We start from the raw sequence: 19,910 nt of genomic DNA on the forward strand, positions 1-19,910 counted from the left end.
CGTATTGATATTTTTGACCGATAAATCAAAGATCGAAAGTACTTCGGCAAAAATCTGAATCAGATGAACACTAATACGCTGGCGTACTTTTTAAAATTGTCGCGCATACCAGACGACGTCATATCTGATTCCTCGGAAAATTTGCTGGCATTTGAACTTACTTATGCTGAGCAGATTTTGATTTATGAAGGATCTCTGCACGGTGAAGCAATTTGCCACAAACCATTTATTCCTACTTCGCTTGATCCCAGCTCAATTCCATATCTGGCCAGGTATGTTTCTGATAAAAACACCACACTGATCAGGTCAGAAATATTAGAATGGCTATTGTATCCAACACGTGCGGAAAAGATTTTCCCAAAGGGAAAAATCAGAATTTTCGGAGCAACTATCGATAAACACTTTGCACAAAACAGGTCTTCCAAATCCGCAGAAAATAATCAGACAAATCAATACACCTATTCTTTAAACCTTGCATATACCACCATCAAATTGGACCTGGTATTCGACAACTGCATATTTCCCCGAGGTATTTCACTCTCCAATTCGACAACCAAAGACATCGTTTTCAGAGCCTGCCACATTGGATTTACCGCTCATAAAAACATTTATCAAAACCTCATCAAGGCCAGTGTCCGGGCTGACAATATGACGACTGTCGGCGACTTCAAAATTTCCGACGTGCATGAAATACAGAAAGAGCGGGAAGACTCTTCCGATAACAGAAATATTGTTCTCAACTTCAAATCCTCAGATATTAACGAAGGACGAAAAGAAGACGATTACAATCGCAGTTTCGGAAATAAAAGCGCGCTTGCTACCAGAGTTTTAAATGACATTATACTGGAAAACTCCAAAGTATCCGAGCTGGTGTCACTATCATTTTCAGAGTTACACGGAAATGTGAACATGATTGAACTGCAAGCCAATCAGGTAGATCTGATCGGCGCGACGGTTCACGGTAGTGTCAACAGCAGCCGTGCTCAAATAAAGAGTACCTTTCAAATCGAAGCCAGTAACTTTTTCGGGGATAATGAAGAGGAAACTTACCTGGGCTACTCACTGGATTTGTCCGATTCAAACATCGGATGGGTATCCATCCGAAATGCTTTGGTTATCAATGGAATCAATATGAGTACAACGGAGAGTGACTACATTACTATTCACTACTCTGTTATTTTCAAAAATCTAAGATCTCTGAATGCGTTGGACATCAATCGCACAGATACAAGCCGCGACATCGCTATAAGCCGCGGTTCTGTATTACTGGGCAGGCTTGAATTATCGGACTCAAAGATTGGCCGAAACCTGCAACTTTCTCAGTCGAAATTTATTGGAGAGCTTGACAAACAAGAAAAAGCGCTCGGTTGTGATAATATTGATATTAAAGGACGAATAACATTTTGTCCACCGAAATATAGTATCAGAACTTCGGAAGCAGATCTGTTGCGAGACAGTCAGTTGACCATTTCATATAGTCCCGGGCGCGCTCCCATTTTGACCAAGAAGCGGGAAATTATAGCGCATTTCACCACGCTCAGAAGAAAGCATAGAACCAATTTGTCGGAAGGTTATAAAAAACTGAACAGTGACCCTGCGACGCTCGAAGAACTTTCGAAACAATTTATGGATGCTTGCCAGGATATTTACAATCACGAAAACCTGATTTATTCAATTCCAATGCAGCAATTGGCAACCGGCTATGAACTTTTGCATACCATTATGCAAAACGAAACCGAAGGCCGGATAGACGATGATGAATGCCAGCAAAAAATGTTTGATACTTCAATTATCGTTGGTGAATCATCCTTTTCAGGCATAAAATGTCATGGTCAGTTTGATTGTTCCAATGCGTTTTTTGTAGGAATGAACACCTTGTCCAACCAATTTAAACCGAAAAAAGACGAAATCAGCAGAAGAGAACGGATCAGCAGAAAGATGGGGATGGTAATCCCACGAATACATCATGAACCACACTTAAACAATTACCCCAATGCCCTGACTATTAAATATTCCAAAATATCCGGAGATCTGTTTTTCAATGAAGGGCCTGACGAAAGCCCGATTCCTTTTCGTGCATTGGGGGAAGTAAACTTACACTCCTCAAAGGTCGATCAGTTTTTTGTATCAACAAGACGAGGAGAATTCGAATATACTAAGTGGAAATTGATAGGATTAAAATACGATTACATTTACAGCAAGAATCTGGACAAAGACGTCTCCCGAAAAAGCAGGTCTCTCGAGCAATGCAACTGGTTTTATGATTACCATGAGGAAAACAACAGACAACCTTACGAACAACTGGCAAGTGTATTTTTGAAAACCGGTGAAGACGGAAAAGCCCGTAGCATCTTATTAAGTTCTTACCCAAGAAATATTGCTGAGGGGATAATGCTTTGGATATTGAAAGTCATTTCAAGAATAGGCGTTCCGCATTACCGGGCACTCACTATCTTGGTGACACTAATAATCTGCAGCAGCCTTGTATTCAGAGAGGCTGCCAGAAACGGAGGAATGATAGCCAGATCCGATGTTGGAATAATTGAGAACGGAGCGCTGCGTAACACCGACAAGATTCCGTTCTCTCCGGTGCAATATTCTTTGCAAACCGCATTGCCCTTTATGAATTCGGATCAAAAGACTTTGTTTTCGCCGAGGAGTCCAAGCGGCAAGTCAATAGTCCCGGACATCAGATATACCGGCCTTCTCGACTCGGGATTGTGGGCTTCCGCATTTGTGATACTCAACAATGTACTGGGCGTAATTTTAATTTCAATGTTTATAATAGGTATCACCAGGATTATCAGACGTTCTTAAAAACATCAGAATCATATATTGGTGGGATAAAATTAACAAAATCAAACTGATCTAATTTCCCGTTTGGATATACATACTCTTCATTTTCCAACACAATATGCGCAATATTACCAGATGGGCTACCAAGGTTATTGCTATAAACTCTAACGTTTGCGTTGAAAAGCGCTCCTTTAAAAACCATATATGCGTTGAGCCGGAAGCTGGCTTCATTTTCTTCATAAGAAATCCACTCCGTGTCCTCAGTGTCATTTCTGAATCCTCTTTTAATTTTGTAAAAATCGCTCTTAGCCGGTTTGTATATTGTTGATTTAATTAAACTTCGCAGTTCACCGATTTTCCCGGGATCCAGGTTGCGTATTAACTGGGTGTCGTCTTTTGTAGCCTCAGTTTCGTAAAAAACCTGCACGTATTTCTTGATTTCTTCAAAAGTTTCCACAATATGGAAGCTTCCATGCCTGCCCTCCACGTTATTGAAAAAGAATCGGACATATTTTGTCAATACGGCGTAAAGCTCGTCATCGGTCAGCTCAGTCTTCGAAATCATTTTGGTAAATGAAGTCGAATTTAAAGTATAGATCGGGGCATTCGTACCTGTGAGTTCGGACATTAATCCAGCCTCCCTATTATATAAAATTCTGACCGGAAAGTCCCTGATCGGCGATGTGTCATAAAATTCATAAAGCGTGTAATCTTTATAAAGATCCATTTTGGTTGCCTTCAAAATCTTGGTGACTTGAATCGGATTAAAACGTATCATATCAAGGTTTCGATTCATCTTGATATAATCTTCGACCGAGAAGCTTTCCAGGGGTATTTCAGTCCATCCGTAAATATCTATTAATTCCATTTCACTGTGATGTTAGAGATTGAGAGGTTTCGTAATCGCAAAGGATGAGCAAATAATCAGAATGAAACTTAGCTGGGTTAAGATACTAAAAGTGGAAGATAATTAATCTTTGAATTCTCAACGAATTATAAATCGCTGTTTAAATCCTCAAAACAATACCCCTTTAAACGGCGCCAGCTTTTCCGGGACTTCCTCGCTGCCCAGCATTTCTTTCAGGTCTATTTCGATGTTACGGACGATCGTGCCAAGCGGGGTGTCGTTCAACAAGCCTTCGAATGGGTTCTCGCTGATGTCGCCAACGTATTCCATAAACATGAAGACCCAGGAGACGATCAGATTGAACGGGATCAGCAAAAACATATACCGCTCACCAAGCTCGACAAACTGGGCCAGCAGGCCAAACGGAAGCAAGGTCATAAATACCAGAATGAACAAGTTGGACGTAGTAGCGTACTGACGCGGAAAGGGTGTGTTTTTGATCCGTTCGCTTTTACCTTGTTCATCGTACAGCTTGGAGACAAGATCCTGCAATGCCACATGCTGATACGCGTCAATACAGCCCATGTTACGAAGCCTTCTCAGGTGCTGTGATTGGTGTTCGAGAAGCTGGGTAGGCATATTTTTCTTTCCCTTCAGCGTATCCAGCTCTTCAGCGGGCAAATGCCTGATAATCTCCGCATCGCAGATGACTTTGGCCATATTCAATGCTTCGCGCTGCCTGTTGCTCGCACGGTCCTTGTGCTCCCAGGTAGTGCGCTGCGCCATTGCGTTCCGTAACGCATATAACCACGCAATATGGCGGTAAATAATTACCCTCACTTCGGTTTCCGTTTCCGGCTGCCCGGCATTAATATCGGCGAAGCCACGGATCGCCGCGCCGAAGGAACGGCTGTGGTTCGTGATACTGCCCCAGATTTTGCGCGCCTCCCAGCTCCGGTCGTACGATTGGTTGTTTTTAAAACCAACAAAAAAAGCGGTGGCCGTACCTACCAGTGAGACAGGCAGCCAGGGTACCGCAACCCATCTCCAATCCAGGTAAACGTAGACAAAAATGGCCATTGAACCGGTAAACAAGGAGAAGAGAACCATTCTCCATGAGTAAAAATAAACGATCTGGGGCGACAGGTAGCGATTTACATACATAGCAATAGTGAATAGGAGAATGTGCAGGATTTAAATGCAAGATCCCGACAATTTATTCAAAGAATGCCGCAATTTTAACCCTACGCCTGCTTTTTCTCCAAAATAGCTTAGCAGATAAAGCACTGACACTTTTTACTATTCATGAAAAACGCGGCATTTTGTAGCCGTTTTGGTATTCTTTGGCGATGAGCTTATTGGCTTCCCTGTCATCAAATACACCTTTCTCCTTATCCCAGAAAATCTTCCTGCCCGTTCGGAATGCAATGTTACCCATTTGAGAAAGGATGGCAATGTTGGCGCCAGCCTGTATCGGCGCGTTGATATCCTCCATTTTCCTGGAACGGATTACGTCAATGAAGTTTTTCGCGTGCAGGTCCAGTCCGTTGTCCATCGCTTTACGAAGTGGCACAGCCTCCATTTTCTTGCCGTCCGGAATCACCTCCCATCCTCCCCGGTCGACCACCAAAGTACCGTTATTACCCAAAAAAGCGATACCGTGCTCCCGGTTGTAAAGACCAACACCTATCCCAATCGCATGCTCCCACTGGATATTGAAATCTCCGAACTCGTAAACAGCCGTCAGCGTATCCGGCGTTTCCACTCCTGACTCCTGGTAAACAAACTGGCCGCCGGCTGCGATGATACTTTTCGGCGCATCGGCCTTCATGCCGAGCAATGCGTAATCCAGTAGATGAACGCCCCAGTCGGTCATTACGCCGCCCGCATAGTCCCAGTACCACCTAAAATTGCCGTGAAAACGGTTAGGATTAAACGGTCTTTTTGGTGCGGGGCCGAGCCAGGCATTGTAATCTACGCCCACGGGAGGATTACCGTCCGGCTTTTTGGTAAGCGGCTCGCCCCAGTTGAAATAGCCCCAGACCTTCACCAGACGGATCTTGCCCAGTTCGCCTGAATGCACAAAATCGATAGCTTCCCTGAAATGCTGCTGACTCCTCTGCCACTGCCCCACCTGCACCACCCTGTTGTAACGCTGCTGGGCGGCTACCATCGCCCGGCATTCGGCGATCGAATTACCGATTGGCTTTTCCACATACACGTCCTTACCGGCTTCGCAGGCTTCGGCCATCATCAGGCAATGCCAGTGGTCGGGCGAGCCGATTACGACCGCATCAATGTCCTTGTCATCCAGCAGCTTCCGGTAGTCGCTGTAAGTTTTGACTTTCACGCCCTTTGCGGCTAGCTCGGCGGCGCGCTTGTCGAGCACATTTTTGTCCACATCACAGAGCGCCGTACAGGTCACACCCGGATTTTTCAAAACGGCATTCAGATCGTGCCAACCCATTCCATTGATACCGATTGCGCCGACGCGGATGTGATCTGCCAGAGAATAATGCCGCGGAAAGGCCGAAAGAGCCCCCGGAAAAACCGAAGAAATACCTGCACCAGCCACCAGCGCAGATGCGTTACCAATGAATTTTCTCCTGGAATTGGCCATAACAAACTAGGGTTTAAGGTAAACAGCTACCTTCAAAAGAACCGTCCAGTCGATTCATACCTGTTTGTTTAAAATCGCCGGCTTCGTCCTTTAACAGTTTAGCTCCTACCCTTTTACAATCGTCAGCGCATGCAGCTTCACCTCTGCTTCCCCGAGCGCTTTCCGGAATTCGGCGGCGTCGCGGAAGGAAAGCTGTTGAACTTGTCTCGTTTCGTAGTTAACCGTAATGGAATCGTGCTCGAATGGCCAGGGCGATACGACCAGCTGCTGGTTTTCTGCTTCCCACATTGTATAGCGCATCCCGTCCGGACCGTTACTGATTTCGATCCTGCGGTGCTCGGGCTGCTGCATTCCCTGGCAAATCAGTAACGACATGGCGTCGCAAAATTCAAGCAATTCGTAGCTTTCCGAAATCTCTCCCGATGTAGCCCCCGCCTGTCTGATCCACTCCTTTTCCATTTCCTTTAACCTCTTGCAGTAAGCCTTTGCCTTCGGGTCCGATGCATACAGAAAGCTGATATGCCGGCAGATCAGCAGCGCAACATAGCGTCCCTTTTCGACGGCGCGGGCGAGCAGTCGGTTGCAGTCTTCTGCATTGAATTTATCAGATTTGAAATTTTTAGGGCCGCCATGCTCATTCAGCAAATCTTCCGATTCCAGTTCGTTGTGCACATCGTCATGCTCGGTTGTGGCTACCAGCGTTTCTACCCATCTGGCCGGTTGTTTGTCTTTCTTCCAATGCGCACAAAGTTGTCCGGCAAGCAGTCCGTGCGAGCGCTGCAGTACGATCGACCAACCTTCCTCAGTATACGTGACTATCATTTGTTCATCTGATTAAATGGTCTTTCAATCAATAAAATTAATGTGCCTGCCACCATCATGATCTGCTTTGAAATATCCTGCAAATAATCGAACATATAGCACGGTTTGTCCGCATGCAATGCTCACCTTTACAGTGGGTACTCCAATCCCGCTCATCACCCGGTTCTTAATTATTCATTCAAACTTCTTCAACACCATGAGAGAGATCAGTTCAGAGACTAAATTCACCGACGGGCAGACCGTTTTTGTTAAATCAAATCCTGGCCGCAAAGTGACCATCAGAAGGTACTATAAAAGGATATACTATTGCCGGCCGGCAGAAGGCGGTGACGAGGAGTTTGCTTTTTTTGCAGATGAGATTTCCGCTGTGCTTTAAGCGAACAATGCGCTTGTGTGTCCCTGTCAAAATAAAAGCCATCAATGGAATTCATTGATGGCTTCTCACGAAAAGAATATTTAAAATTTCCACCTCATTCACCTGCGGATTTAGTGTCCCTTTTTTCTTTTTTGTCGGCTCTTTTCTCTTTGAGATTTTTCCCGGCCTTTTTCTTGTCACCTTTCTGCGCACCCTTTTCTTTTGACATATATTTTCGATTTATTGTAAGATAGGCCTTTTACACAGACATTCAAGCAATTAAATCACCGGTATGAATTAAAGTTAATTTAAACACTTTCCATTCGCCGCCCCAGGGTCCCGGGACTATAAGTGTCAAATAATAAGGGTACCTTAGAAGAAATCAATCCGTGAGGTTATGAAGATTTCGTTTATAGGGACATTCCCGCCAAGGGAATGCGGAATTGGGACTTTTACAAAAAACCTGTTCGATTCGATGCTTGCCTCGCCAGGCACAGATGTTTCGAACCAGGGTATTGTGGTAGCGATCGATGATAACGCCCAACGCTATGATTACCCAAAGGAAGTGAAACTGACGATCCGGCAGGAAGAACAGGCCGATTATCTGGAAGCAGCCAATTTTATCAATATCAGTGGCGCCGACGTGTGTATCCTCGAACACGAGTTCGGGATTTTTGGCGGGCAAAATGGCATTTACATTTTGCCTTTGCTGTACAGGCTCAAAATCCCTTTGATTGTTACACTGCATACTGTCCTCAAAAACCCTTCCTACAATGAGCGCGCTGTATTGACAGAGATTTGCAAGATCGCGCAGTCTGTTGTGGTCATGAGCCAGACAGCTGTCGATATGCTTATCGCCGAATACAGTGTGCCCGAACAAAAGATCGCACAAATCGCCCACGGTGTTCCGGATATTCAGTTCGATCAGCTTCTGGCGAAAAAAGAATTCAAGCTTTCTTCCAAACACGTACTGCTCACATTTGGCTTTATCGGCAGAAATAAAGGCATAGAAACCGTTTTGAAAGCGCTTCCTTCCGTTGTTTCAAAATATCCGAACCTGGTGTACATCGTGCTGGGCAAGACGCACCCGAACGTGATCCGGCATTCGGGCGAGGAATACCGGATCTATTTAATGGGGCTGGTAAAAAAGCTGGGCATCGAAAAACATGTCATTTTTTTGAATGAATTTATAGATCAGTCCGAGCTCTTCAAATATTTGTCGGCTTCGGATATCTATATTACCCCCTACACAAATGAGGCGCAGATCACCAGCGGGACACTATCTTATGCGATTGGCGCGGGTTCGGCAGTCATATCGACACCTTACTGGCACGCCGCAGAACTGCTTTCAGAAGGCAGGGGCAGGCTCTTTGGCTTCAACGACGCAGAAGCATTGAGTGAAGTTTTCCTTGATTTGCTGGACCATCCGCAGGTCATGCAGGATATGCGCAAGAAAGCCTATGATTACGGACGTGAAATTACCTGGCCCAAGATAGGTGAAAAATATACACAACTGGCCGCCAGGATCGTAGCTGAGCAGCCTGATGAGCTGGTCGGAAAGGAAATGATCCTGGACCTGCTGGCCCTGCCGCCATTTCTGCTCGACCATGTGCAGCGGCTCACCGACGATACCGGTATTATCCAGCATGCCAAATATGGTATTCCCAATTTAAAGGAAGGTTACTGCCTGGACGATAATGCGCGGGCGCTCCTGATGGTACTGATGACCTACAAACGGAACAAGCACCCGCTGGCCCTGAAACTTTCGCCAACTTACCTGAGCTACATTAACTATATGCAGAATCCGGACGGATCGTTCCGGAACTTCCTCAGTTTCAACAGGAACTTTCTTGACGAAGTGGGCTCCGAAGATTCTTTCGGAAGGGCGATCTGGTCGCTGGGATATTTGCTGGGCAATGCACCCAACGATGCCTATTACCAGACGGCCCGCGAAATCTTCTCCGACGCCTCGCCTAATTTCACAAAGCTCAAATCGATCAGAAGTATTGCCAATACGATCGTGGGAGTCTGCCATTACCTGAAAAGTAATCCTTCCGATGAGGGCATGAAAGAAGTATTAAAGCAATTGACGAACCGGCTTGTCGGAGACTATGAGCTCAACCGTACCGACGACTGGCATTGGTTTGAGTCGCTGCTGGCTTATGACAATGCTTTTCTGCCACTTGCACTGCTGCATGCGGCCGAGTTCCTGAATGATGAAAACGTAGAGCGGATTGGATTTGAAAGCATGAAATTTCTGTCGGATATCACTTTGCGAGATGGTTATCTTTCTATTGTAGGTAATGAAAAATGGTACAAAAAAGATGGAGAAAACTCGATGTTCGCTCAGCAGCCGCTGGACGCGCTCGCGATGGTACTGATGTTTCACCAGGCATTTCAGCTTACAAAAGACCAGGCTTATATCCGGCAGCTCTACACTTGTTTCATGTGGTTTTTGGGTGAAAACGATCTACGGATCAGTTTATATGATTTCGAAACAAAAGGCTGCTGCGACGGGCTGGAAAGTTATGGGGTCAACCGCAACCAGGGCGCGGAGAGTACGCTGGCATACCTGATTTCCCACCTCAGCGTGCTGGAAGCATTCGAGGAAGTATCCAATCTGGAAGCCAGCCTGGTATGAAAGTGGCCATACTGGCGTCGGTTGCCTGGCGCACACCACCCCGAAAATACGGCCCCTGGGAGCAGGTAGCGTACGACCTGACGGAGGGTTTGCATGCCCGTGGCATTGAAGTAACCCTTTTCGCAACCTCGGATTCGTTGACAAATGCGAAACTGGAGTCAGCCTGTGCAACTCCCTACGCGGAGGATGAAACGGTGGACGCCAAAGTAGCGGAATGCCTGCATATCAGCCATTTAATGGAAAATGCGGGACAGTTTGACCTGATACACAATCATTTCGACTTCCTGCCCCTCACCTATTCAAGGCTGATCCAAACGCCGCTATTGACAACCATTCACGGTTTTTCCTCGCAAAAGATCAAAGAAGTTTACCGAAAATATAACGGGCATACGGGCTACGTCTCCATCAGTGATTCCGATCGGGATCCGGAGCTGGATTACCTGGCTACGGTATACAATGGTATTGACGCAGATGCATTTCCTTTTGTAGAAGAACCCGGCGACTACCTGCTGTTTTTCGGGAGGATACACCCTGATAAGGGAACCCGGGAGGCCATTCAGATCGCTTTGAACTGCGGCCGGAAGCTTATGATTGCAGGATTGATACAGGACAATGCTTACTTTGAAAACGAGGTAAAACCGTACATCGACGACAAACAGATATGCTATTGCGGCAACGTCGGCCCCGGGGAGAAGCAGGTATTGCTGGGAAAAGCATTTGCCCTGCTGCATCCGGTGAAATTTGAAGAGCCTTTCGGATTGAGCGTGGCCGAATCGATGTTTTGCGGCACGCCCGTGATCGCATTCCGACGCGGCTCCATGCCCGAACTGCTGCTTGACGGGAAAAGCGGATTTCTGGTTAGCAACGTAGAGGAGGCCGTCGACGCAGTTGCACATATTCCCCGGATCAGCAGAGCCTTCTGCCGGCAATGGGCTGCCTCCAAATTCTCCAGAGAAAAGATGGTTGAAGGATACGAAGCTGTCTACAACAAGATGCTAAACCGCTGAAACGCGGCTGTTGGTAAGCTCTTTCAGCAACTCGGCCAGATCAACTACCGCATAGGTGGAGGCATAATCGGACATGGCGTAAGGAATGATCAGGCTTCCGTTGTGAATAAGTGCCCCGCAGGAGTACACGACGTTGGGTACATAACCTTCCCGTTCCTTACGGTTTGGCATCAGCAGCGGCTGCGAGAGCCGGCCGATTTCATTCCGGGGGTTGTTGAGTTCAAAAAGCGACGCGCCCAGGACATATTCCCGCATAGGGCCAACCCCGTGCGTCAGCACCAGCCAGCCCGCTTCTGTTTCAAGCGGCGAGCCACAATTTCCGATCTGGACAAATTCCCAGGGATATTTGGGCGACTGGATCATCTCAGCGTCCCGCCATATGTTGATATTATCGGAAAAAGCAATGTAATTATTCACCCCGTCGATCCGGCAGAGCATCGCATATTTGCCATTGATCTTTCTGGGAAAAAGCGCCATTCCTTTATTTTGCGCTATTTCTCCGTGGATCGGCAGCACCTTAAAGTGATAAAAATCCCTGGTCATCAATAATTTAGGCAAGATCGACATGCCGTCATACGCAGTGTAAGTTGCGTAGTAGATCGCTTCATCTTTTTCTGATGTGAATTGGACGAATCTGGCATCCTCAATCCCGCGCTTTTCTGTATCCGCTATCGGAAAGATCACGCGCTCGGAAATATCCGTATCCAGGGAAAAGTCCATTTCATAGTGAGAAGAGGCCAGCCACATGATTTCGCGCAGCAAAACCTGACCAGGCTGGTCCATTTCGACTTCCTTACGGGTTTCATCCACATAACGTTTCAGTTCTTCGTAGGTAAATGTCTCCGTCAGTTTCCCTGCAATGACTGGATACGCAGCATTTTCCATGTTATGCATTTCACCTAATTTGGCCAGAAAGGTCTTTTTCTTATAAACGTGGTTTCTGACATGCTCCGGTGCGTCCAGCATTCGTCCGGGAGGTTCTACAATAATCGCACTGTTCTGGTCGATGATGGCCGACCTGAATACGATGGATGAAATATGTCCCTCACCAGTCGCGCGGAAGCTGAGGATAACCCTTTTTTCACCAAAACCAAGACGGGACTGATCAGGATCTGCGACAATAGAAGGATTGAAAAATGCCGCTGCCTCAATCGAATATTCCATCGTAAAATAGGACCCGATCAACATTTTCTGAGTGGTGTTCAGCGAATGCGGCTCTATCTCCATTTCATGCAGCACGTGCGCCAGTTTCTGGAAGTGCTTTTCAAATATGCGCAGGATATTCCGGTGGCGTTTGGCATATTTCCGGAACACATTACTAAGCTCCTGGTGCTGTTCCTGCCCGGAAAGTGCCAGGATTCTGGTGATCAGCAGGCGGGCGCGCTCTTCGCTGCTAAATAAAAACCGGGCAATGACCCGACTCGAATCGGGCTGAAAGACAATGTCCTTCCGTATGATGTGTATTGACATTTTCGCAATTTCCGACAAGATGAACTATTAATCCCGGATTTGAGCCATAACCACCGTAATGATCTGCTTTAAAATAATTCAGTCATTAAATAGGACAAAGCAAGAGGGTAACGCGATCTTGATAATTTGATAATATTCCCCTCACGCCCTGGTAACATTAGTCAGTGATTTTTGCGGATTACTAAAATCAGGCCGATGAAAAGAACTTTACTACTACCGATCTTACTACTACCCCTCCTGTTTGCCTCCCCGCTTTGTTTCGGACAAAAGGCCCTGGTTTCAGGAAAGATCATGGATGCCCAAAAACTATCACTGCCCGGCGCGACCGTCAAAATCACTCCCGGCAACCAATACACAATTTCGGACGTGTACGGCAAGTTTGAATTTCTAAACGTAAATCCCGGCACCTATCAGCTGGAAGCGACTTATATGGGTTACCGCAATTATGCGCAAAGCATTGTGGTAGAAGCTGGCGGAAAAGAATCATTCGAGCTTATCCTGGAAGAAGGCGGTCTGGATATCAATGAGGTACTGGTGTTGGGCGACCGGCTCAAAGGCCAGGCGAAGGCGCTTAACCAGCAGCGAAACAACGACAATATTACCAATATCATTTCCTCCGATCAGGTAGGACGCTTCCCCGATTCCAACATCGGCGACGCATTGAAGCGGGTACCAGGCATTACCATGCAGAATGACCAGGGTGAAGCAAGAAATATCATTGTACGCGGCCTTGCCCCTGAGCTTAACTCAGTTACCTTGAACGGCGACCGGATACCTTCCGCCGAGGGCGACAACAGGCGGGTGCAAATGGACCTGATCCCTTCCGATATGATCTCGACTATTGAGGTCAATAAAACCCTTACGCCGGATATGGACGCGGACGCGATCGGCGGTTCCGTGAACTTGGTAACCCGCGCGGCACCGAACAGCCAGCGGATTTCGGCTACGCTCTCGTCGGGCTTCAACCCGATCCGCGGCAAGGCGCTTTATACGGGCGGTTTTGTTTACGCCAACCGGTTTGCCAAAAATGCGATCGGAATGGTACTGAGCGGTTCTTACAACAATAACAATTATGGTTCCGACGATGTAGAGGCTGTTTGGGCGAAGGACGATTTTGGCAATGTATTTATCAATGAGACGGATATCAGAAAATACGATGTGCAGCGTATCCGGAGAAGTCTTTCCGCTGCATTCGATTTCAAATTGGGCCAGAACCATACCATAACCGCCAATGCGATGTACAACTGGCGCGACGATATCGAGAACCGCTACCGCCTCCGAATCGATGACATTGAACCGCTTTACAACGATAGCGACCAGATTACAGGGTTCGAGGGCCGCATAGCCAGGCAGACCAAGGGAGGTATTGATAACAATAAAAACAAAGGCGGCCGCCTCGAAAGGCAAACGGTGCAGAATTATTCGCTGCGGGGCGACCATTTACTAAGCCCCAAAGTAGATCTGGACTGGTCCGTCAGCTATTCAACGGCAAGTGAAGACAGGCCGAACGAACGGTATATCGACTTCCGCGAAGGCGGTAACAAGTTGAGCTACAATGGTGATTCACGTTCCCCGCTCCTGTCATCCGCCGGGCTGGACGACAGAACACTGGGACTAAACGAGATTACGGAGAACCACGATTTTACCGAAGAAACCGAACTGGGTGCCAAGGTCAACCTGCGTTTCCCGCTTTCCATTATTGCGGACCAGAAAGGCAGAATGCGTGTAGGCGCACGATTGCGGTTAAAAACGAAGGACAGGAACAACGTTTTTTACGAATACTCCCCTGTCAATGAAGATGCAATTGCTACCCTGGGCGATGCAGCTACGGTCAACTGGCCGGGCGACAAATTTCAGGCTGGCTCGCACCTGGTACCGGGTTTGTTTGCTTCCAAAACCTTTCTGGGTAACCTCAACCTGACCAATACAGCCGAATTCGAAGCAGAGCCGGTTCCCGGTGAGTTCCTTGGGGCAAATTACAATGCGAAAGAAAATATCGTGGCAGGATATGTCCGCTTTGACCAGGATTTCAGTGAGAAACTGTCCATGATCCTGGGTGTCAGGTTTGAAAATACTTCCATTGACTATACCGGCAACATCATTGAAGATGAGGAAGAACTGGCAGGCGCGCGTTCGGTTGAAAACAATTATTTAAATGTACTGCCGAGCGTATCTTTCCGTTACAACGCGACCGAAAACTTCATCCTCAGGTTAGCAGCAACTACCGCGCTGGCCAGGCCAAATTATTACGCACTCGCTCCCTACATCAGCATTATTCCGGGTGATCAGGAAATTTCAGCCGGTAATCCCGACCTGAAAGCAACCTACTCATGGAATTTCGACCTGATGGCGGAAAATTACTTCGAATCCGTTGGACTGATCTCTGGTGGTGTTTTTTACAAAAACCTCAAAAATTTCATTTACACCTATCGCAACCAGCAATATTCGGAAGCTGCTTTTGCGGCCGACTTCCCCAGCGTAACCAATCCGATCTCAGACGGGCAGCAGTGGGATTTTCTGCAATCCAGAAACGGGGATAATGTGAATGTTTTCGGGTTTGAGCTAGCCTTCCAGCGCCAGCTCGATTTCCTTCCGGGCTTTTTGAAGAACTTTGGAATTTACACCAACTACACTTTCACCAAGTCCTTTGCGGAGGGTGTGTATAATGAAGACGGGGACGCCAGAACAGACGTTTCCCTGCCTGGTACTGCACCGCATATGTTCAATGCATCGCTGTCGTGGGAAAACAAACGCTTCTCGGCCAGACTATCCGCGAACTATACCGCTGCGTACCTGGATGCATTAGGCGGTGAAGATTTTGATGATATTTACTACGACAAACAGTTTTTCCTTGATGCCAATGCAGCTTATAAGGTGACCAAAAACCTGAGACTATTTGCAGAAGCCAACAACCTGACCAATCAACCTCTCCGCTACTACCAAAGTATCTCTGCCAGGACTACGCAGGCAGAGTATTACAGGCCGAGGTTTAATTTTGGTTTGAAATTTGACATGACCAAATAGCTATAAAAACCCTCTTATCTGGGCGGTGCGCACAGTACCGCCCGTTTTTTATTCAAACACCAATATCAATGCATTTCTATTCTATTGTTGCCCTTTTTGCCATTTTAACCCTTACTGCTTGCAACCGCCAGTCTTCCGAGCAATCAGCGGCTACGGATTCCACTATTGTTCAGCCGGTTGTGATCACAGATTCTGTCGTGCATGATACCGACGATCCGGCGATCTGGATCAATCCGCAGGACGCATCCAAAAGTCTGATCATCGGCACGGACAAGGATGAAGACGGCGGGTTATATGTGTTTGACCTGGCCGGGAAGATCCAGCAAGAGAAAGTAGTTAAAAACCTCAAACGCCCCAATAACGTCGATATCGCTTACGGACTGATGCTTTCGGGTAAGCCGACCGATATCGCTGTGGCAACCGAAAGGGCCGCAAACAAGATCCGCATATTCAGCCTTCCCGATATGAAAGCGATCGATCTCGGTGGAATCGAGGTTTTCAAAGGCGATTCGATGCAGGCTCCAATGGGAATTTCACTCTATACACGCCCATCAGATAAAGCGATATTTGCGATCGTAGGCAGGAAAAACGGGCCAAAGGAAGGTTACCTCTGGCAATACCGGCTGCAAGACGATGGAAAGGGAAATGTAAAGGCTGATCTGGTGCGGAAATTCGGCAAATACAGCGGCAAGAAGGAAATAGAATCCATCGCAGTCGATAATGAAATGGGGTACGTTTACTACTCCGACGAACAAGTAGGCGTGCGTAAATACCACGCAGATCCCGACAGCAGCAGTAAAGAGCTGACATTGATCACAAATACCGGGTTTACGGAAGACAATGAAGGAATTTCCATCTACAAGACCGGCCCGAAAACGGGTTACCTGCTCGTTTCAGATCAGGGCGCTGATCAATTTTATATATTTAAAAGAGAAGGAACAGCGGCAGATCCGCACGCGCATACGCTGGTAAAAACAGTAAAGGTAGCCGCCCACAAGAGCGATGGCTCAGACGTTACCAGCCTGGCACTGTCTCCTGAATTTCCCAAAGGACTTTTTGTAGTGATGTCGGAAGGTAAGGTGTTTCATTATTATAAATGGGAAGATATCATCGGCGACAGCATGTGATTTTTTACAATTATCTGCTGGTTTGGTATTGTTTTAGCAATTGATGCCAGCGGAACGTATCAGCCAGTCTGGGAGCATCCAGGGCAAGCACTTCCTTATTCGGGCCGACTATAATGGTCCGGGGTATATTTGTTAGGTTGATCATTCTCGCCAGTGCGGTAAGCCGGAAGCTTTCGAGTAAGAATTCGTTGTGATTGAAACTGAACCTTTGAAGGGCTTTCAGCCAAATTTCATCGGACTCATCTATGGATATGCTCATTACAGACACATTGTTTTCTTTAAACAAAGCATAAGTAGCTGCTCCATCCTTCCTGTCCTGTATACACGGCCCGCACCAACTGGCCCAAAAATCGAGGACCACAATTTGGCCCGCTTCCAGCAATTCGTCTAAAATGACCGTATGGCGACCAGGAGTTCTCAGTGGCGCCTGCAATACACTATCGGCGAGCACTAATCTGTGCGCATTGATTTTCTTCTTAAAAGCCAGCAGCTTTGATCTAAAAGCTTGCGACTGACCAAGCTTAATGTCTGCAATATTGGTAAGGCTATCTACTAGCGTAGACTCGAATCCGTTTACGGCCTCCCGGTAATATCTTTCCAATGCATATACAATGTAAATGCCCTGATGCTGATCGTCCAGGTACTTATTCGCTACGGCGACCATGTCCCTGAGCTTATTTGCACTGGTCGCGTGTCTGCCGGTTTCAAATAATATGGCAGCATCAACCATTTCTTGCCACGCTCTATTTTGCGTGATCGGTGCACTTTTTTGTCCGGATTTCAGGTTTCGGGCGATCTGGTCCCTGTCCAATGAAGCGAGATAAGACTGGCGAACCGATCTGTTTGCGATACGCGCATTCCCTGTACCGAGCAATATACCCAAGTATTGGCAGGTCAGCTGTTGCTGCGAATAGCTCGCAAGCTCATCCGTCGGTACCAGGGCGGAAGCCAGGCTGTCTCGCAGCGACTCGTTCCGAATATAATTTCGGTACAGATCCTCTCTGTAAAGCTTCCAGTCGTTGCTGTATTTTTCTTCGAGCTGCGGATAAGTCTGCTTAATGGCTTTTAATGCGGAAAAGAACAAATAGTTGCTTTTATTCCTGCCAGTTGCAAGCAGGACTTTGAAGCCGTCTGTCAACAGTTCGATAGTATCTCCTGGTGTTACAAACACAGGTGCATTCAGAATCATCAGCTCGCGTGGCTCGTCAATCGCAAAGTTCAGGATGAACGAACTATCCTTTTCGCTTACGGCGGACTCGCTGAAAATGATATCCTCCTGCAAAAAATAGTTGAAATCGCGGAGCACGACTTTCGAGAAGTCTGAGGTAACTTTCCCCGAGATGATGACATTGGTTTTTCCGTCCGAAGTAGCCGCAACGCACAGACAGAAAAGCAGCATTGATAGTGTTTTCATATTCATCTACAAAACATGTCACAGACAAATGCAAGATAATAATATATGCATATTATCGATATATAAATCATTTCAACTTCATTAACTAAGCGCAGAAAGCAACCCGACCTGCTACCGTAAAGTAGGTAAAAACTGGTATCACGCGACAAACAGGATATTTTGCGGAAATTAGAACCGAGCGAATACGCAACCCTTGAATTTGAAAAAACCTTTTACATTCCTGATTTCCAAAGATGCGGGTCGATTGTTGACACTGATGCTAACAGCAGCGGCATTGCTATGCTTTCTTTCATTCTGGCTATTCCGGCTGGAAGAATTGCCCGGGCTGCACGGAGATGAAGCATGGTTTGGGCTGACAGCAAATTCATATTCAGAAAAAGGTATTAAAAGCCCCGTCGGTATGACATTTTATACCGGTATCCTGCAAAGTCTGGTTTCCTTTATTACATTCAAATATTTTGGGATAGGCGTTTTTCAGTTGCGCCTACCAGGTGTGATACTGAACTTTTCAGCACTATTTATTGCAGTAATGATTTTCTTAAAATATCAAAAATACCGGATGCTGACCGTATTCAAATTACTGATTATGCAGTCAAGTATTTTTGTTCTTTACCCTAAACTCGCCTGGGAAGTCACTACATTCAGTTATCTTTTTTTGCTATTACAGCTCGGCCTGTTTTATATCATTTTTTCGCAAAACCGACCACGGACTATTACGGTTTTCGCATTTCTGCTGATCAACCTCTTAGGCTCGTATAACCATATCCTGTTCGCTTCGTTGCCCCTTGCGCTTTTGATCGGAATCGGTATCTGGGTTTACCTGAATAATCAGGTTGACAAACACCATGTGACGGCGATACTGGCAGTAAATTTTTTAAATATATGTGTGCAAGTCCTTTACCTGAAATTTCTGGTGAATGACATTTGGGCAAGTTATGGAAACGGAATATTTGTGATCGTCCCGGTACTGCTATTTTTCGAGAGTATTTTTATCAAACAAATTACAATAACTGTGACTCCGATTCTGGTTTGGATCCAGAGAATAAAGATAAAACCGCATTTTTTTAACGCATTCCTGCTATTGTCGATCTTAGCGTTCTGCATATTTCATGGCCTCAGTATCTCACAGGTATTTTCTAACACAGCTTTAATAACAAACTTATTTTCCTATCAACCTTCCAAACCCATGCATTTGCTGGCGACTGCATGTGGATTCTTCCTGTTCGGATCCTTTTTGTTTCTTCTGATAAAAAATATTGTTGCCGGGGATAAAAACCTGATTGCTATACTGATCGCCACCTACCTGGGTGTTTTTTCTCTCTTCACTACCGGTACTTCGATCAGATATTACATTATTCCTTCTATTGCTATTTATCTGTTTTTATCGTTCGAGCTGGACAAGAAAATCCTGCCCCGTTTTATTCCGGTCTGCATACTGGTTTCCGCTTCGATATCACTGGTAATTTTGACCACGCAGCTAAGCGACGTTTACCTGCAATCTGACAGAAAGGTAAAAGCGATAGAAATAGTGATGGGTAACAAAACGAGGGAAACGTCAGCGCATTTTCTTTCAACCCTGGAACTACGAAGATTTATCAGAGATCACCAAATTGGAAATGTGGAATATGACCCGACCGAACGATATTTCATTGAGAAGCCCATTTCATTTTATAAACTATATCAAAACCAAAAAAGGGCTGCCGGTAAAAGCATTTTTGTGAAATATAATTATCAAACATTAGGGAATGGATTTAAAATCGAACAGAAAAATTAAACCGAAACCGACA

Annotated in this window: 13 protein-coding genes; 7 read left to right on the plus strand and 6 right to left on the minus strand. The window is 46.3% G+C overall.

Going from position 1 to position 19,910, the window contains the following annotated elements:
- Positions 1 to 63 precede the first annotated feature (63 nt).
- A complete protein-coding gene (locus tag FXO21_RS00065; protein WP_149638180.1) occupies positions 64 to 2,817 on the plus strand; it encodes a hypothetical protein in 2,754 nt (917 codons plus the stop codon).
- Here FXO21_RS00065 and FXO21_RS00070 read toward each other — a convergent pair.
- The 4 genes from FXO21_RS00070 to FXO21_RS00085 form a co-directional block, all read right to left on the minus strand.
- Complete coding sequence (locus FXO21_RS00070; protein WP_149638181.1) at positions 2,804 to 3,664, minus strand: hypothetical protein; 861 nt, start codon at positions 3,662 to 3,664, stop codon at positions 2,804 to 2,806. The two genes, FXO21_RS00065 and FXO21_RS00070, sit on opposite strands and share 14 nt — an antisense overlap.
- 147 nt (positions 3,665 to 3,811) lie before the next feature.
- A complete protein-coding gene (locus FXO21_RS00075; protein WP_149638182.1) occupies positions 3,812 to 4,807 on the minus strand; it encodes a bestrophin family protein in 996 nt (331 codons plus the stop codon).
- Between the two features lie 139 nt (positions 4,808 to 4,946).
- Positions 4,947 to 6,263 (minus strand): Gfo/Idh/MocA family protein, encoded by a 1,317-nt coding sequence (locus FXO21_RS00080; RefSeq protein ID WP_149638183.1) that lies wholly within the window; start codon positions 6,261 to 6,263, stop codon positions 4,947 to 4,949.
- A gap of 105 nt (positions 6,264 to 6,368) precedes the next feature.
- Positions 6,369 to 7,085, minus strand: a complete 717-nt coding sequence (locus tag FXO21_RS00085) for a DUF3891 family protein (RefSeq protein WP_149638184.1) — start codon at positions 7,083 to 7,085, stop codon at positions 6,369 to 6,371.
- A 196-nt stretch (positions 7,086 to 7,281) separates the two neighbouring features.
- On the opposite strand from FXO21_RS00085, the gene FXO21_RS00090 reads away from it, so the two are divergent.
- From FXO21_RS00090 to FXO21_RS00100, 3 genes are all read left to right on the plus strand, one after another.
- Positions 7,282 to 7,461 (plus strand): hypothetical protein, encoded by a 180-nt coding sequence (locus tag FXO21_RS00090; RefSeq protein ID WP_149638185.1) that lies wholly within the window; start codon positions 7,282 to 7,284, stop codon positions 7,459 to 7,461.
- Between the two features lie 376 nt (positions 7,462 to 7,837).
- Complete coding sequence (locus FXO21_RS00095; protein ID WP_149638186.1) at positions 7,838 to 10,081, plus strand: glycosyltransferase family 4 protein; 2,244 nt, start codon at positions 7,838 to 7,840, stop codon at positions 10,079 to 10,081.
- Positions 10,078 to 11,088, plus strand: coding sequence for a glycosyltransferase family 4 protein (locus FXO21_RS00100; protein ID WP_149638187.1), 1,011 nt, complete (start codon positions 10,078 to 10,080; stop codon positions 11,086 to 11,088). Before FXO21_RS00095 ends, FXO21_RS00100 begins: the two co-directional genes overlap by 4 nt.
- On the opposite strand, the gene FXO21_RS00105 is transcribed toward FXO21_RS00100, so the two are convergent.
- Positions 11,077 to 12,558 carry a glycoside hydrolase family 130 protein gene (locus FXO21_RS00105; protein ID WP_149638188.1) on the minus strand — a complete coding sequence of 494 codons (1,482 nt, stop codon included), beginning with the start codon at positions 12,556 to 12,558 and terminating at the stop codon, positions 11,077 to 11,079. The two genes, FXO21_RS00100 and FXO21_RS00105, sit on opposite strands and share 12 nt — an antisense overlap.
- A gap of 195 nt (positions 12,559 to 12,753) precedes the next feature.
- Between FXO21_RS00105 and FXO21_RS00110 the strand changes: the two genes are divergently transcribed.
- Both FXO21_RS00110 and FXO21_RS00115 read left to right on the plus strand, forming a co-directional pair.
- Positions 12,754 to 15,582 carry a TonB-dependent receptor gene (locus FXO21_RS00110; RefSeq protein ID WP_149638189.1) on the plus strand — a complete coding sequence of 943 codons (2,829 nt, stop codon included), beginning with the start codon at positions 12,754 to 12,756 and terminating at the stop codon, positions 15,580 to 15,582.
- Positions 15,583 to 15,650: 68 nt separating this feature from the next.
- Positions 15,651 to 16,709, plus strand: coding sequence for a phytase (locus tag FXO21_RS00115; RefSeq protein WP_149638190.1), 1,059 nt, complete (start codon positions 15,651 to 15,653; stop codon positions 16,707 to 16,709).
- Positions 16,710 to 16,719: 10 nt separating this feature from the next.
- Here the strand turns inward: FXO21_RS00115 and FXO21_RS00120 are convergent, their stop codons facing one another.
- Positions 16,720 to 18,123, minus strand: coding sequence for a TlpA family protein disulfide reductase (locus tag FXO21_RS00120; protein WP_192579119.1), 1,404 nt, complete (start codon positions 18,121 to 18,123; stop codon positions 16,720 to 16,722).
- A gap of 199 nt (positions 18,124 to 18,322) precedes the next feature.
- Between FXO21_RS00120 and FXO21_RS00125 the strand changes: the two genes are divergently transcribed.
- Positions 18,323 to 19,897, plus strand: coding sequence for a hypothetical protein (locus FXO21_RS00125; protein ID WP_149638192.1), 1,575 nt, complete (start codon positions 18,323 to 18,325; stop codon positions 19,895 to 19,897).
- Positions 19,898 to 19,910 lie beyond the last annotated feature (13 nt).

Source organism: Dyadobacter sp. UC 10, from assembly GCF_008369915.1.
Classification (GTDB): domain Bacteria; phylum Bacteroidota; class Bacteroidia; order Cytophagales; family Spirosomataceae; genus Dyadobacter.